Annotated in this window: 13 protein-coding genes; 5 read left to right on the top strand and 8 right to left on the bottom strand. The window is 71.5% G+C overall.

The genetic code is table 11. The annotated features are described in order from the left end of the window. Positions 1 to 25: 25 nt before the first annotated feature. The 5 genes from ACFSL2_RS02375 to ACFSL2_RS02355 all read right to left on the bottom strand — a co-directional run bounded on the left by ACFSL2_RS02375 (position 26) and on the right by ACFSL2_RS02355 (position 4,619). Positions 26 to 940, bottom strand: coding sequence for a pseudouridine synthase (locus tag ACFSL2_RS02375; protein ID WP_377196288.1), 915 nt, complete (start codon positions 938 to 940; stop codon positions 26 to 28). Positions 941 to 1,026: 86 nt separating this feature from the next. Then, positions 1,027 to 1,686: an SMC-Scp complex subunit ScpB gene (gene scpB / locus ACFSL2_RS02370; RefSeq protein ID WP_377196287.1), complete on the bottom strand. Its 660-nt coding sequence runs from the start codon at positions 1,684 to 1,686 to the stop codon at positions 1,027 to 1,029. Beyond that, positions 1,683 to 2,795 (bottom strand): segregation and condensation protein A, encoded by a 1,113-nt coding sequence (locus ACFSL2_RS02365; protein ID WP_377196286.1) that lies wholly within the window; start codon positions 2,793 to 2,795, stop codon positions 1,683 to 1,685. The genes scpB and ACFSL2_RS02365 overlap by 4 nt, the downstream gene beginning before the upstream one ends. Continuing rightward, positions 2,779 to 3,675 (bottom strand): ParA family protein, encoded by an 897-nt coding sequence (locus ACFSL2_RS02360; protein ID WP_377200757.1) that lies wholly within the window; start codon positions 3,673 to 3,675, stop codon positions 2,779 to 2,781. Before ACFSL2_RS02360 ends, ACFSL2_RS02365 begins: the two co-directional genes overlap by 17 nt. 116 nt (positions 3,676 to 3,791) lie before the next feature. Then, positions 3,792 to 4,619, bottom strand: a complete 828-nt coding sequence (locus ACFSL2_RS02355; protein WP_377196285.1) for a helix-turn-helix transcriptional regulator — start codon at positions 4,617 to 4,619, stop codon at positions 3,792 to 3,794. A 159-nt stretch (positions 4,620 to 4,778) separates the two neighbouring features. Between ACFSL2_RS02355 and ACFSL2_RS02350 the strand changes: the two genes are divergently transcribed. Both ACFSL2_RS02350 and ACFSL2_RS02345 read left to right on the top strand, forming a co-directional pair. Continuing rightward, positions 4,779 to 5,219 (top strand): nuclear transport factor 2 family protein, encoded by a 441-nt coding sequence (locus ACFSL2_RS02350; protein WP_377196284.1) that lies wholly within the window; start codon positions 4,779 to 4,781, stop codon positions 5,217 to 5,219. Beyond that, positions 5,219 to 6,061 carry an NAD(P)H-binding protein gene (locus ACFSL2_RS02345; protein ID WP_377196283.1) on the top strand — a complete coding sequence of 281 codons (843 nt, stop codon included), beginning with the start codon at positions 5,219 to 5,221 and terminating at the stop codon, positions 6,059 to 6,061. The genes ACFSL2_RS02350 and ACFSL2_RS02345 overlap by 1 nt, the downstream gene beginning before the upstream one ends. A 33-nt stretch (positions 6,062 to 6,094) precedes the next feature. Here ACFSL2_RS02345 and xerD read toward each other — a convergent pair whose 3' ends face one another. From xerD to ACFSL2_RS02330, 3 genes are all read right to left on the bottom strand, one after another. After that, complete coding sequence (xerD, locus tag ACFSL2_RS02340) at positions 6,095 to 7,015, bottom strand: site-specific tyrosine recombinase XerD (protein ID WP_377200756.1); 921 nt, start codon at positions 7,013 to 7,015, stop codon at positions 6,095 to 6,097. Positions 7,016 to 7,180: 165 nt separating this feature from the next. Continuing rightward, entirely contained in the window at positions 7,181 to 7,996 is an 816-nt protein-coding gene (locus tag ACFSL2_RS02335; RefSeq protein ID WP_377200755.1) for an HpcH/HpaI aldolase/citrate lyase family protein, read from the bottom strand. A 209-nt stretch (positions 7,997 to 8,205) separates the two neighbouring features. Beyond that, on the bottom strand, positions 8,206 to 9,186 hold the full coding sequence (locus ACFSL2_RS02330; protein WP_377196282.1) for a heme o synthase: 981 nt from the start codon (positions 9,184 to 9,186) through the stop codon (positions 8,206 to 8,208). A 331-nt stretch (positions 9,187 to 9,517) separates the two neighbouring features. Between ACFSL2_RS02330 and tkt the strand changes: the two genes are divergently transcribed. The 3 genes from tkt to zwf are packed head-to-tail and all read left to right on the top strand — an operon-like array spanning position 9,518 to position 14,389. Next, positions 9,518 to 11,623 carry a transketolase gene (gene tkt, locus ACFSL2_RS02325; RefSeq protein ID WP_377196281.1) on the top strand — a complete coding sequence of 702 codons (2,106 nt, stop codon included), beginning with the start codon at positions 9,518 to 9,520 and terminating at the stop codon, positions 11,621 to 11,623. A gap of 40 nt (positions 11,624 to 11,663) precedes the next feature. After that, entirely contained in the window at positions 11,664 to 12,836 is a 1,173-nt protein-coding gene (gene tal / locus ACFSL2_RS02320; RefSeq protein WP_377196280.1) for a transaldolase, read from the top strand. After that, a complete protein-coding gene (gene zwf / locus ACFSL2_RS02315) occupies positions 12,833 to 14,389 on the top strand; it encodes a glucose-6-phosphate dehydrogenase (protein ID WP_377196279.1) in 1,557 nt (518 codons plus the stop codon). The genes tal and zwf overlap by 4 nt, the downstream gene beginning before the upstream one ends. Positions 14,390 to 14,428: the final 39 nt, after the last annotated feature.

Genomic DNA, 14,428 nt, shown 5'->3' with positions numbered 1-14,428 from the left:
GATACCCAGCACTCAGCGGTCGAGGTTACAGGTCTACCGCACCCATGAGGGTGCCTAGCTCTGTGCGGCCCAGGACTCTGGTGCGGCCCGACTTGAGGTCGCCCAGCGGGACCGGTCCGATCCGGGTGCGCACGAGGCGGGTCACGGGGTGCCCGACCGCGTCGAACATCCGGCGCACGATCCTGTTGCGTCCCTCGTGCAGCACCACCTCGAGCATCGCGTAGCCGTCGATCTGCTGGACCACGTGCACCGCGTCCATCTTCGCGACGCCGTCGTCGAGCTCCACACCGTTCAGCAGCTGCTTGCCGACGCGCGGGAAGATCTCGCCCTCGACGGTCACCAGGTACGTCTTGGCGATCTCGTACTTGGGGTGGGAGAGCCGGTTGGCGAGCTCGCCGTCGTTCGTCAGGAGCAGCAGGCCCTCGCTGTCGGCGTCGAGCCGGCCCACGTGGAACAGCCGCTCCTCACGGTTCTTGATGAGGTCGGCGACGGTCGGACGCCCCTTGGGGTCGTCCATCGTCGAGACCACGCCGATCGGCTTGTTCAGCGCGATGGTCACCTTGGCCTGGTCGAGCTGGATCCGCAGCCCGTCCACGTGCACGACGGCGGTGGCGGGGTCGATCCGCACACCCAGCTCCGTGACGACCTGACCGTCGACCTCGACGTGTCCGTTCGCGATGAGCTCCTCGCTCGCGCGGCGGGACCCCAGCCCGGCCTGGGCCAGGACCTTCTGCAGCCGCACCCCGCCCTCGACGTGGACGTCACGGCCCTGCTCCGCCGGCTTGGCGGGCTTACGGCGTGGCGCGTTGGCCTGGGCGCGGCTCTTGGCCGAGCTGCCGCCCCGGAAGTTCTTGCCGCCCTTGCCGGAATGGTCGGGTCGGCGCGGCTGCTGGCCACCACTGGATTCGCGGCGGCTCCCGCCGCGGCGTTCGTTGCTCATGATTCATCTCTCGGTGAGTCGGGAAAGCGCTGCGGCCCTGCCTACGGGTCCGTGTTCGGACCCGGTACCCGGGCCCGGGGACCGGACTACGAGTCCAGCCCGTCGAGGCCGTCGAACGTGTCGAGGTCCGGCAGGTGCGGCGCCAGCGGAGGCAGCTCGTCGAGCGACGAGAAGTCCATCCGCTCCAAGAAGTATCCCGTGGTTCCGAACAGAACCGCACCCGAGCTCGGGTCCTGGCCGATCTCGGCGATCAGTCCGCGGGTCAGCAGGGTCCGCACGACCCCGTCCACGTTGACCCCGCGCACCGCGCTGACCTGGCCGCGCGTCACCGGCTGCCGGTAGGCGACCACCGCCAGCGTCTCCAGGGCAGCCTGGCTCAACCTGGACGACTGACCGTCCAGCACGAAGCGTCCCACCGGGTCCGCGTGCGCCGCCGACGAGTAGATGCGCCACCCGTCCACCGTCCTGCGCAGCTCGAACCCGCGGGGCCGGGACCCGAGGTGGCCCGCGTACTCGTCGGCCAGCTCGTGCAGGATGTCGTCGGTCTCGTCCTGCGTGAGGTTCAGCGACGCGGCGATACGGTCGGCGCCGATCGGCGCGTCGGCCACCATGAGCACCGCCTCCACGGCGGCGTGCGCGCCGCCCGGGAGCGCGTGCACGTCGACGAAGGCCGGCTCGTCCCGCGACGGCCCCGCGGCCGGGGCGTCCACCTGCGTGGCCTCGAGGGCCTGTTCTTCGACGGTCATGCTGTCGCCTCCGTTCCTGGCTGCGCGGTGTCCGCTGGTTCCTGTGGGCCCCCCGGCTCCCCCACCGGGTCGTCACCGGCCTCCTCGCCCAGCACCTCCGCCGGCACCACGAGGTCACCCTCGTCGAACTCGCTGGGCCCGGCCCGGGGGTCGAGGTACTTCTCGCCGTCGTCCGGCCCGGCGGTCCACCGCACCGTCAGCTCACCCAGCGGAGTGACCTGCTCGAAGCTGACCAGGGAGTCGCGGAACAGCTCCAGGAGCGCCAGGAACCGGGCGACGGCCACGAGCCGCTCCGAGCCCGCCGTCAGCGACCGGAACGTGAGGGACTGCTCCGCCCGGAGGCGCTGCACGATGACGCCAGCCTCCTCGCGCACGCTGACCGCCGAGCCGTGCAGGTGGGCAAGACCCACCACGGGCGGCGGCTTGGGGGCCAGCACCCGTGCGGCCAGCTCGGCGAGCTGCTCCCCCGACGTGTTCCAGACCAGCTCGGGCAGGATCGCCGCGAGGTGCGGCTCGAGCGGCGTCAGGCGCGGCACGCGGCGCCCGGCCGACGCCAGCTGCTCCGCGATGACCTTCGAGACCTCCTTGTAGGCCCGGTACTGCAGGAGCCGGGCGAACAGCAGGTCGCGGGCCTCGAGCAGCTCCAGGTCCTCGGCGTCCTCGTCGACGACGCCGGGGAGCAGCCGGGCGGCCTTGAGGTCGAGCAGAGTCGCCGCGATGACGAGGAACTCGCTGGCCACGCCGAGGTCCCAGGACGCGTGCTCCTCGCCCCGCGCGGCGGCCTCGCGGGAGGCCCGCTCCGCCTCCCGGATGTGCGCCACGAACTCGTCGGTCACGACCGCGAGCGCCACCTCGGTGACGTCCATCTTGTGCTTCGCGATGAGCGAGAGCAGCAGGTCGAACGGCCCCTCGAAGTTGTGCAGCCGCACCTGGAACGTGCGGGACCCGCGGCGCTCGTCGGCGGGCGAGCCGTCGGGGCCGGGCTCCTCCGGCGCCGTGCGGACGTCAGGCGCTACGGTCGGCTTCCCGGCGTCCCGGTCCAGCTCCGTGGGGGCGTCCCGTTCCTGGACCTCCGCACCCCGCGCCTCCACATCAGGCAGCGTCGCCACGGGCCACGAGCTCCCGAGCTAGCTGACGGTACGCGGCAGCGCCCGGGTGCCCTGGCGCGTAGGCCGTGATGGGCTCCGCGGCGACCGTGGCGTCGGGGAACTTCACCGTGCGCCCGATGATCGAGTGCAGCAGCGTGTCGCCGAACGCCTCGTGCACCCGGGCCACGACCTCCCGGGAGTGGAGGGTGCGCGAGTCGTACATGGTCGGGAGGATACCGTCGATCTCCAGGGCCGGGTTCAGCCGGTCGCGGACCTTCTCGATGGTCTCCACCAGCAGCGCGACGCCGCGCAGCGCGAAGAACTCGCACTCGAGCGGGATCAGCACGCCGTGCGCGGCGGTCAGCGCGTTCACGGTGAGCAGCCCCAGGCTGGGCTGGCAGTCGATGAGGATCACGTCGTAGTCGTCGATCACCGGGCGCAGGGCACGGGCGAGCACCGACTCGCGAGCCACCTCCCCCACGAGCTGCACCTCGGCCGCCGACAGGTCGATGTTCGCGGGCAGCACGTCGAGGTTCTCGATCCCGGACGGGATGAGCACGTCGTGGATGTCCACGTTCCGCTCCATGAGCAGGTTGTAGACGGTGAGGTCGAGCTCGTGCGGGTTGACCCCGATACCGACCGACGCGGCGCCCTGCGGGTCGAAGTCAACGAGGAGCACCTTGCGGCCGTACTCCGCCAGACAGGCGCCGAGGTTGATCGTGGTGGTGGTCTTGCCGACGCCACCCTTCTGGTTGCACATCGCGATGATGCGCGCCGGTCCGTGGCTCGTCAGCGGTGCCGGCTCCGGCAGCTCCGGCATGGTGCGCCCGACGACGTCGCGCACGATCTCCGAGTCCGTGGGTGCGCCGACGACCGCCTTGCCGAGAAGTATGTCGGTCATCGTGTTCGCTCCCTCCTGGCTGGGTGCCTCGCTCACGCCCGCCACGCTATACCAGAGTGTGGGCGCCGCCCCGCGAAAGCCTCGGCGTGGCGGCTCATGCTCCGTCGGGGCTGCGGTCAGAGGCTCTTCAGGGCGGCGGCGCTGGGGCTGCCGGCTTCCGCCGTGTACATCACCAGGGAGAATCCGGAGCCGGGCAGGTCAAGGGTGTTCCGGTCGATCTCCAGCTCGCCCGCTGTCGGGTGCCGCAACTTCTTGCGCACGCTGGGCAGGGGGCGCACGGCGTGCTGACGCCAGCCGCTCGCGAAATCTGGGTCGTGGGCGGCGAACTCGTTGACGAGCTCGGCGAGCACGTTGTCGGTGGGGTGCCGAACACCGGCCGCACGCAGCTGAGCGGCCGTCTGCCGGGAGAAGTCGGACTCGGCACCAGGCGCGCCCACGCAGAGGGTGCCGCGGAGTCTCGTCGAGATGCGCGTGACGTTGCGCTCGTCCCGGGCCAGACGGGAGAAGTCCGTGATCAGGGCCGCCGCTGCCGCGTTCCAGGCGACGACGTCCTGCCGCTCGTCGACGATGTAGGCCGGGATGCCGTCAAGTCCGCCGAGCAGCTGTTCAGCGCTCTCGGGTAACTGCTCCGGCCCGCCGGCGTACGTCGCCGGCAGCACCTGGCCGGCCAGGCGGGCCAGGTGGTCGCGTTCGGCCCCGGTGAGCTGGAGAGCGGTCGCCAGTGCGGACAGCACCTGTGGTGAAGGCCGGGGCGCCCGTGCCCGTTCCAGCCGTTCGTAGTAGCTCACCGACACCTGTGCCAGGGCGGCCACTTCCTCGCGGCGCAGGCCGGGAGTACGCCGGGCACGCCTGCCGGCTGGGAACGTCGCTCCGCCTGGCGTATCGGCTGGTCGCAGGTCCTCGCGGCGGCGGCGGAGAAAGTCCGCGAGCTCTTGGCTGCTCACCCGTGCATCGTGTCACGCGCCGAGCCGCCGAACCTCGTACTGCTGGTCCGAGGCTCAGCTGTCCGTTCCCCACCTGCGGGTCGGCTGCGCATCGTGGTCCGGCCGGTGGGCCGACCGCCCGCGGACCTGACCACGCCGTAGAGACCACCAGGAGACCTGATGACCAGCACGCCGGAGGAAACGTTCCGCCGCATGACCGACCTGATCCTGGCCGCCGACATGGCGGCCGTGGCAGAGCTCTTCGCGCCTGACGGGATCGCGGAGTTCCCGTTCGCCGCCGGTAGCTCGCCGCGCCGTCTTCGGGGACGCGAGGAAGTACGGGCCTACCTCGATCACTATCCCGAGCTGATGGAGATGACGGAGGTGGCCGCCCGGACCGTGCGGCCGACGGACGACCCGGACACCGTGGTGGTGGAGTGGACGGCAACCGGCCGCACGGTGGCCACCACCCAGCCCTACCGTCTGGACTACATCGTCGTTCTCACGGTCCGCGACGGGCTGATCACTTTGTTCCGCGACTACTGGAGCCCGCTGTCGGCCGCCTCGGCCGCCGGGAATCTCGGCGCGCTGATCAGCTCGCTCGAGAACGGGGACGCCTGATGTCGCGCGTGCTCGTCACCGGAGGGACCGGCACGACCGGCAAGGCACTGGTGCGCATGCTGCGCGACGCCGGTGTGCTGGTTCGGGTCGCCAGCCGGAACCCGGCCGCAGGCGACCCTGACTCGGTCCGCTTCGACTGGAACGACCCGGGCACGCATGGTCCCGCACTCGACGGGGCGGACCGGGTCTTCCTCCTTCCGCCGGTGGAGAGCGTGGACCCGCTGCCGCAGGTCGGTCCGTTCCTGCGCCGGGCGGAACGGGCCGGTATCCGGCGTCTCGTGCTGCTCGGCTCCGCCATCGTGCTGCCGAACGCACCCGGCGCCGTGGAGGTGGGCGCTCAGGTCCGGGCTCAGGCCGGAGGTGTCGTGCTCCGCGCGTCCGGGTTCATGCAGAACTTCTTGCGCCCGCACCCCCTGGCCGAGCGCATCCGGCGGTTCGGCGAGATCCGCACGGCGGCGGGCGACGGCCGGCTGGGGTGGGTCGATGCGCACGACGTCGCGGCCAGTGCCGCCGCCCTCCTGACCGAGGTCTCGGCGGACACCCGGAGCGACTACCTGATCACGGGGCCGCACGCGATGAGCTATCCGCAGGCAGCACGGATCATCACGGCGCAGACCGGCAGGCGCGTCCGGGTGGAGCCCCTGACGCAGGACGAACAGGCTGCCGCCTACCGCGCCGCTGGGCTGCCCACGGAGTTCGCCGCGGCGCTGGCCGCCGTCGAGCGTGGGATCAAGGAGGGCCACGAGGACCGGGTGAGCACCGCGGTGCTCGAGCTGACCGGTCGCCCGCCACGCGCCTTCACCGAGTTCGTCGCCGGCCACGCGGACGAGTGGGCGCGGTAGCGGCCGCAACGGGGTGCAGTCAGCACGCCCGTCCTAGCGCGCCCGCGGGTGGGCGGCGGCGTAGACCTCGCGCAGCGCGTCCGGCGTGACCATCGTGTAGATCTGCGTGGTCGTGACGGACGCGTGCCCCAGCAGCTCCTGCACCACGCGGACGTCCGCTCCGCCGGACAGCAGGTGGGTGGCGAACGAGTGCCGCAGGGTGTGGGGCGAGACGTGCTCCGTGAGACCCGCGCGCGCGGCGGCGGACTGCAGCGCGGCCCAGGCGGTCTGCCGCGACATCCGCGCGCCGCGCGTGTTGAGGAACAGGGCGGGCGTGCCCCGGCCGGCGGCGGCCAGCGCCGGGCGCGCCCGCACCAGGTAGGCCTCGAGCGCGTCCCGCGCGAACGATCCGACCGGCACCGCCCGCTCCTTGGAGCCCTTGCCGAACAGCCGCACGGCGGTACGGTCGCTCACCCCGTCGACGTCCAGCCCCACGATCTCGGAGATCCGCGCACCGGTCGCGTAGAGCAGCTCGAGGAGCGCCCGGTCGCGCAGCGGCAGCGGACCCTCGCCCGCGCCGGCCGCGTCCAGGAGCGCACCCACGTCGTCGACGGAGAGCGCGTGCGGCAGACGGCGCAGCTGGGTCGGTGCGCGCACCTCCGCGGACGGGTCGTCCACCGCCAGGCCCTCCGCCTGGGCGAACCGGTGCCAGCCCCGTACGGCCGCCAGGGCCCGCGCGGTGGACGACGGCGACAGGGGGCGGCCGCCGTCGGCCCCCTGCCGCACCGCCTCGACGAACCCCGTGACGTCGGCCTCGGTGATCCCGGACAGCCCGGTCCGGCCGGCCGCCGCGAGGTACCCCGCGTACCGCACGAGGTCGCGCCGGTACGCCGCGACGGTGTTGGCCGAGAGGCCCCGTTCCACGCTCAGGTGCGCGAGGTAGTCCCGCAGGGCACCGTCCAGCCGGGCGTTCAGGGCCGGGGAGGGCCGGGCCGGGGCCGGCTGGGCCTGCTGGGCCGGGGACGAGCGGTACGACTGCACGGGGGTCGGGGCGGTGGACACCGACCCATCATGCCGAGCGCGGCCCGCGCCGGCAGGCGGGCCACGCCGGACGACCGCGACGCCCGGTAGATCACCCGGTCAGGCCGGGTCGATCCCGAACAGCTCGGCGCGCGAGCGGATGACCTGCGCGCGGGCGAGGCGCGGCTTGTCGCTGCCGTCGCGGATGACGGAGCCCGCCGCCTCGAACTCGGCGAAGAAGTCGACGGCCCAGGCCACGTCGGACGACGTGGGCGCGAAGCTCTCGTTGATGACCGCGGGCTGCTCGAAGTCCAGGCAGAGCTTCCCGGTCATGCCGAGGTTCACGGCGTCCGCGGACTGCTCGCGCAGCAGCGCGTGCGACGAACCCACCGTGGGGCCGTCGACCGGGCCCGGCAGGCCGCCGATCCGGCTGGCGACGACGAGGCGCGTGCGCGGGTACGCCATGGCCATGGGCTCGTTCGCCGCGCCGGTGTCACGGCGGTAGTCGCCGGAGCCGAAGGCGAGCCGGAACGCACCACGGGCCTTGGCGATGTTGACGGCCTCCTCGATACCGAGGGCCGATTCCACGAGCGGGATCACCGGCACGTCGCCGCCGAGGCGCTGCGCGGTGTCGATGACGTCGTCGGCGCTCTCCGTCTTGGCGAGCATGACCCCGTTGAGGCCCTTGAGCCCGCGCAGGTGGGCGACGTCGTCCGCCCACGAGGACGCCTGGCGGTCGTTGATCCGGACCCAGGCGCTGCCGCCGTTCTTGATCCACCGGATGACGTTCTCGCGTGCCTCGTCCTTCAACGAGTCGTCGATGGCGTCCTCGCAGTCGAGGATCACCTGGTCCGCACGGGAGAGCTGCGCCTTGTCGAAGAGCTCGGTCCGCATCGCGGAGAGCAGGAGCCAGGCACGCGCGTAGTCGGGCGCCACGCGCGACTTCTCGCGGGCCGCCCGGCGGGGGGCGAGGTCGTCCTCCGTCGTGGCGGCGGACGCCGTCGGCAGTCCCGCGGAGTAGCTCCCGGACTGGTGAGCGGCGGTGGTTCGGTCGGCTGGGGTCTCGGTCACGCGCTCAGCCTAGGCCGGGCCGTCCGGACCGGCCGAATCATGACCGCGCGGTGACCTGGCTCAGAACCACGGGGTCAGAAGGGGAGGAACACGTCCACGGCCACCGCCACGAAGAGCAGCGACAGGTACGTGATCGACGCGTGGAACACCTTCATGGCGCCCAGCTTGCCCTTGGCACTGCCCTGCGCCCGGCGCAGCATGGCGATCGTGGACCAGAGGAACCAGCCGCCCAGAGCAGCGGCCGCCACCGTGTACACCCACGACATGCCCGCGAGGGGCGTCAGGAGGAGCGAGCAGGCGATCATCGCGAGCGTGTAGCCCACCATCTCGGCGGCGACCCGCTTGTCGTCGCTGACCACCGGCAGCATCGGGACCTGCGCGTTGGCGTAGTCCTTCTTGAACTTGATCGACAGCGGCCAGTAGTGCGGGGGCGTCCAGAAGAAGATGACGCCGAACAGCGCGACCGCCGCCCAGCTCAGCCCGCCGGTCACCGAGGCCCAGCCGATGAACACCGGTATGCAGCCCGCGATGCCGCCCCACACGATGTTCTGCGGGGTCCGACGCTTGAGGATCATCGTGTAGCCGACGACGTAGATGACGATGGCCGACAGGGCCAGCCACATCGTCGCCCAGTTGACGACGAGGGCGAACCACGCCAGCGACAGCAGGCCGAGGATCGAGGCGAACACCAGGCCTGCGGCCGGGGTGATCTCCCCCGTCGCCATCGGCCGCTTCTTGGTCCGGTTCATCACCTGGTCGATGTCGCGGTCCCACCACATGTTGAACGCGTTGGCGCTGCCCGCGGCACCCGCGCCACCGATCAGGGTGGCGACGATGAGCCAGAAGCCCGGCAGCCCGTCGGCCGCGAGGATCATGGTGGGCACCGTGGTGATGAGCAGCAGCTCGATCACGCGGGGCTTGGTGAGTGCGACGTAAGCGCCGGCCCGGCGCAGGAACCAGCCGCCGGGACGCGGGCCGTCGTCGGTGGCGGACCCCTGGGGGCCGGACGTCTGGGGACGCGCGGTCTGGCCGGTCGTCGTGTGGCTCGTTCTCACGCGCGTCGCAGTTCCGTTCGGGAGAGTCCTGAGGTCGGTAGCGCACCTGGTAGGTCCTCGTACCGGTCAGGCGCGTGCTCATCGTACGTCCCGGTATGACTCGGTCGCACACTGCATTCCCCCCACCACGTGTGAGATTTGTCCTGAGCGCACCGGCTGTACACAGCGTGGACAGCCCTGCGCGACGGATGATGCGCGCGTATAGGGTTGTTGACGCCATCGAACGAAGCGCGGCCGGCATCCCGCCGCCGCCGCACGCACGCTGCGCGGCTCTCCGGCCCGTCCGCTCCCCCGGGCGGGTGGGAGCCGACGGCGGAGAGAAAGAGGACTCGTGAACGCTTTCGACCCCGTGCTGAAGCCCCTGGAGTGGTCGGAGCTCGACGAGCGAGCGGTCAAGGCCATCAAGGCACTGGCTGCGGACGCCGTCGAGAAGGTGGGCAACGGACATCCCGGAACCGCGATCTCGCTCGCGCCGGCCGCGTACCTCCTCTTCCAGAAGGCCATGCGCCACGACCCGTCCGACCCCGAGTGGCTCGGCCGTGACCGGTTCGTGCTGAGCGCCGGACACTCGTCGCTGACCATCTACCTGCAGCTCTTCCTCGCGGGCTACGGCCTCGAGATGGACGACATCGCCGCACTGCGGACCTGGGGCTCCAAGACCCCCGGCCACCCGGAGTACCGCCACACGACCGGCGTCGAGATCACCACCGGCCCGCTGGGTCAGGGCCTCGCCTCCGCCGTCGGCATGGCGATGGCCTCCCGCCGCGAGCGTGGCCTCCTCGACCCCGCCTCCGCGCCGGGCGAGTCGCCGTTCGACCACCACGTGTACGTGATCGCCTCCGACGGCGACCTGCAGGAGGGCGTGACCTCCGAGGCCTCGTCGCTCGCGGGCCACCAGCAGCTCGGCAACCTGATCCTGATCTGGGACGACAACAAGATCTCGATCGAGGACGACACCGACATCGCGTTCACCGAGGACGTGCTGAAGCGCTACGAGGCCTACGGCTGGCACACCCAGCGTGTGGACTGGACCTCGGGCGGCGACGGCTACGCGGAGGACAAGGACGCGCTGGCCGCGGCGCTCGACGCCGCCAAGGCGGAGACCGGCAAGCCGTCGATCATCGCGCTGCGCACGATCATCGGTTGGCCGGCGCCCACCAAGCAGAACACGGGCGGCATCCACGGTTCGGCCATGGGCACCGACGAGGTCAAGGGCCTCAAGTCCGCGCTCGGCCTCGACCCCGAGGCGACGTTCGCCATCGACGCCGAGGTGCTCGCCTACACGCGGTCCGTCGCCGAGCGCCAGGGCGACAAGCGTGAGGCGTGGGAGTCCGCCTTCGCCGCGTGGAAGGACGCCAACCCGCAGCAGGCGGCCCTCCTCGAGCGGCTGCGCGCCCACGAGCTGCCGGAGGACTGGGCCGGCTCGCTGCCCGAGTTCGAGGCCAGCGAGAAGGGCGTCGCGACCCGTGCGGCGTCGGGCAAGGTGCTCAACGCGCTCGCGGACGTGCTGCCCGAGCTGTGGGGCGGCTCGGCCGACCTGGCCGGCTCCAACAACACGACGATGGACAACGTGCCGTCCTTCGTGCCGGCCGAGCACGCGACCAAGAAGTTCCCGGGCGAGCCCTACGGCCGCACCCTGCACTTCGGCATCCGTGAGCACGGCATGGGCTCGATCCTGAACGGCATCGTGCTGCACGGCCTGACCCGCCCCTACGGCGGCACGTTCCTGCAGTTCGCCGACTACATGCGCGCGTCGGTCCGCCTGGCCGCGCTGATGAGCATCCCCACGACGTTCGTCTGGACGCACGACTCGATCGGCCTCGGCGAGGACGGCCCGACCCACCAGCCGGTGGAGCACCTCGCGTCGCTGCGGGCCATCCCGAACCTCGACGTCGTCCGCCCGGCGGACGCGAACGAGACCGCCTGGGCGTGGCGCGGCATCCTCGAGAACCGCGACAACCCGGCCGGCCTCGTGCTGACCCGGCAGAACGTGCCGACGTACCCCCGCGGCACGGACGGCTTCGCCGCCGCAGAGGGCACGCTCAAGGGCGCCTACACCCTCCTGGACACGGACGGCACGCCTGACGTCGTCCTCGTGGGTACCGGCTCCGAGGTGCAGCTCGCCGTCGAGGCGCGCAAGCTCCTCGCCGCCGACGGCGTGCAGGCTCGCGTGGTCTCCATGCCCTCGCTCGAGTGGTTCAACAAGCAGGACGACGCCTACCGCGAGTCGGTCATCCCGTCCGGTGTGAAGGCCCGCGTCTCGGTCGAGGCGGGCGTGGCGCAGGGCTGGCGCGAGGTGGTCGGCGACGCCGGTCGCATCGTCTCGCTCGAGCACTACGGCGCGTCGGCGGACTACAAGACGCTCTACGCCGAGTACGGCATCACGGCCGAGGCAGTCGCCCAGGCCGCCAAGGAGTCGATCGAGGCGGCGTCCTGAAGCCGCTGAAGAAGCACACGGACACGAGAGGAAGGGCACGATGACCGACAGCACGACAGACAGCTCAGGCGAGAACGTCAGTCCCACCCAACGGCTGTCCGAGGCGGGTGTCGCCATCTGGCTGGACGACCTGTCCCGTGAACGCCTGCGCACCGGCAACCTCGCCGAGCTCATCAGCACCAGGAACATCGTCGGGGTCACGACCAACCCGACGATCTTCGCCGCCGCACTCGCGGAGGGCGACGCCTACGACGACACGCTGGCCGAGCTCGCCGGGCCGCCGAACGGCGGGGACGTCGAGGCCGCGGTGGAGCGCATCACCACGGACGACGTCCGGGACGCGGCGGACCTGCTGCGTCCCGTCTACGACGCCACGTCCGCCGTCGACGGGCGTGTGTCCATCGAGGTGGACCCCCGCCTGGCCCGGGACACCGCGGCCACGAAGGCCATGGCCGTCCGGCTGTGGGAGACCGTCGACCGCCCCAACGTGATGATCAAGATCCCGGCGACCGCCGAGGGCCTGCCCGCGATCACGTCCACGCTGGCCAAGGGCATCAGCGTGAACGTCACGCTGATCTTCTCCATCGAGCGCTACCGGGAGGTGATGGACGCCTTCCTGACCGGCCTGGAGCAGGCCAAGGAGGCGGGCCACGACCTGTCCGTGATCGGTTCGGTGGCGTCGTTCTTCGTGTCCCGCGTGGACGCCGAGGTCGACAAGCGCCTCAAGGCGGTCGGCACGGAGGAGGCTCTCGCGCTGCGCGGCCAGGCCGCCATCGCGAACGCCCGCCTGGCCTACGCGGCGTACGAAGACGTCTTCGCCACTGATGGCACAGGGCGCTGGGCCGCGCTGCAGGCGGCCGGTGCCCAGCCGCAGCGCCCGCTGTGGGCGTCGACCGGCGTGAAGGACCCCAGCTACCGCGACACCATGTACGTGGACGAGCTCGTGGTGTCCGGTGTGGTCAACACGATGCCCGAGAAGACGCTGGAAGCGTTCGCCGACCACGGCATCGTGCTCGCCGACACCGTCACCGGTTCGGGCGCGCAGGCCGCCGAGGTCATCGCCGCCGTCGAGGCGCAGGGCATCTCCATGGACGAGGTGACGGCGCAGCTGGAGGACGAGGGCGTGACGAAGTTCGAGGTCAGCTGGGACGAGCTGTTGGCGACCACCAAGGCCGGCCTCGACGGTGCCGGTGCAGGGGCCGGCACCCGGTGAGGCCGGCAAAGATCGCGCAGGGGGTCAACCCCCTGCGCGACCCTCTCGATCTCCGACTGCCGCGCATCGCCGGGCCCAGCGGTCTGGTGATCTTCGGCGTGACGGGCGACCTGTCGCGCAAGAAGCTCATGCCGGCGGTCTACGACCTCGCCAACCGTGGCCTCCTCCCGCCGGGCTTCGCCCTGACGGGCTTCGCCCGGCGCGAGTGGGCGGACCAGGACTTCGCGCAGGTGGTGCACGACGCCGTCAAGGAGCACGCGCGTACTCCCTTCCGGGAGGCGACGTGGCGCCAGCTCGCCGAGGGCATCCGGTTCGTCCAGGGCTCGTTCGACGACGACGACGCGTTCGAGCGTCTTCGGGAGACCGTCGAGACCCTGGACAAGGAGCGGGGCACCGGCGGCAACCACGCGTTCTACCTGTCGGTGCCGCCGGCGGCGTTCCCCGTGGTGTGCCGGCAGCTCGCCGAGCACGGCCTCTCCAAGCCGGACGAGGACCCTCGGGACGGCTTCGCCTGGCGCCGCGTGGTCATCGAGAAGCCGTTCGGGCACGACCTCGCCAGCGCCAAGGAGCTCGACGCGGTGGTGTCGGAGGTCTTCGAGCCCGAGTCGGTCTTCCGGATCGACCACTACCTGGGCAAGGAGACCGTCCAGAACCTCCTGGCGCTGCGCTTCGCGAACACGATGTTCGAGCCCATCTGGAACTCGAACTACGTGGACCACGTGCAGATCACGATGGCCGAGGACATCGGCATCGGCGGCCGTGCCGGGTACTACGACGGGATCGGCGCCGCACGCGACGTCATCCAGAACCACCTGATCCAGCTCCTGGCGCTGGTGGCCATGGAGGAGCCCGTCAACTTCGACGCCGCCGAGCTGCGTGCCGAGAAGATCAAGGTGCTCTCGTCGGTCCGCCTGCCGGACGACCTCGACAAGCACACGGCCCGCGGCCAGTACGAGGCGGGGTGGCAGGGCGGCGCCGAGGTGCCGGGCTTCCTCGACGAGGACGGCATCGCGAAGGACTCCGCCACGGAGACCTTCGCGGCGGTCCGGGTCGACGTCGACAACCGTCGCTGGGCCGGTGTGCCGTTCTACCTGCGCCACGGCAAGCGCCTGGGACGTCGCGTCACCGAGGTGGCCGTGGTGTTCAAGAAGGCACCGCACCTGCCGTTCGAGTCGTCGCTGACGTCCGAGCTCGGCAACAACGCGCTGGTCATCCGGGTGCAGCCCGACGAGGGCGTCACCATGCGGTTCGGCGCCAAGGTGCCGGGCACCGCCATGCAGGTGCGCGACGTGACCATGGACTTCGGGTACGGGCACTCGTTCACCGAGTCCTCCCCAGAGGCCTACGAGCGGCTCATCCTCGACGTGCTGCTCGGCGACCCGCCGCTCTTCCCGACCCGTGAGGAGGTCGAGCTCTCCTGGAAGATCCTCGACCCGATCACGTCCTTCTGGGCGCGCAAGGGGAAGCCCGAGCCGTACGCGTCGGGCACCTGGGGCCCGCCGTCGGCGGACGCCATGATGGAGCGCGACGGCAGGACCTGGAGGCGACCCTAGTGGCGCGGTTGGCGACATGGCTGCACCAGCCGAAGGTGA

It is taken from the genome of Promicromonospora aerolata, from assembly GCF_042682255.1.
Classification (GTDB): domain Bacteria; phylum Actinomycetota; class Actinomycetes; order Actinomycetales; family Cellulomonadaceae; genus Promicromonospora; species Promicromonospora aerolata.
Note: the sequence above shows the minus strand (reverse complement) of the source record. Positions and strands in the feature narration are given on the sequence as shown.

Coding starts and splice junctions, on each gene's coding strand:
- ACFSL2_RS02375 (WP_377196288.1), bottom strand. CDS start 940: ATGAGCAACGAACGCCGCGGCGGGAGCCGCCGCGAATCCAGTGGTGGC.
- scpB (WP_377196287.1), bottom strand. CDS start 1,686: ATGACCGTCGAAGAACAGGCCCTCGAGGCCACGCAGGTGGACGCCCCG.
- ACFSL2_RS02360 (WP_377200757.1), bottom strand. CDS start 3,675: ATGACCGACATACTTCTCGGCAAGGCGGTCGTCGGCGCACCCACGGAC.
- ACFSL2_RS02350 (WP_377196284.1), top strand. CDS start 4,779: ATGACCAGCACGCCGGAGGAAACGTTCCGCCGCATGACCGACCTGATC.
- ACFSL2_RS02345 (WP_377196283.1), top strand. CDS start 5,219: ATGTCGCGCGTGCTCGTCACCGGAGGGACCGGCACGACCGGCAAGGCA.
- tal (WP_377196280.1), top strand. CDS start 11,664: ATGACCGACAGCACGACAGACAGCTCAGGCGAGAACGTCAGTCCCACC.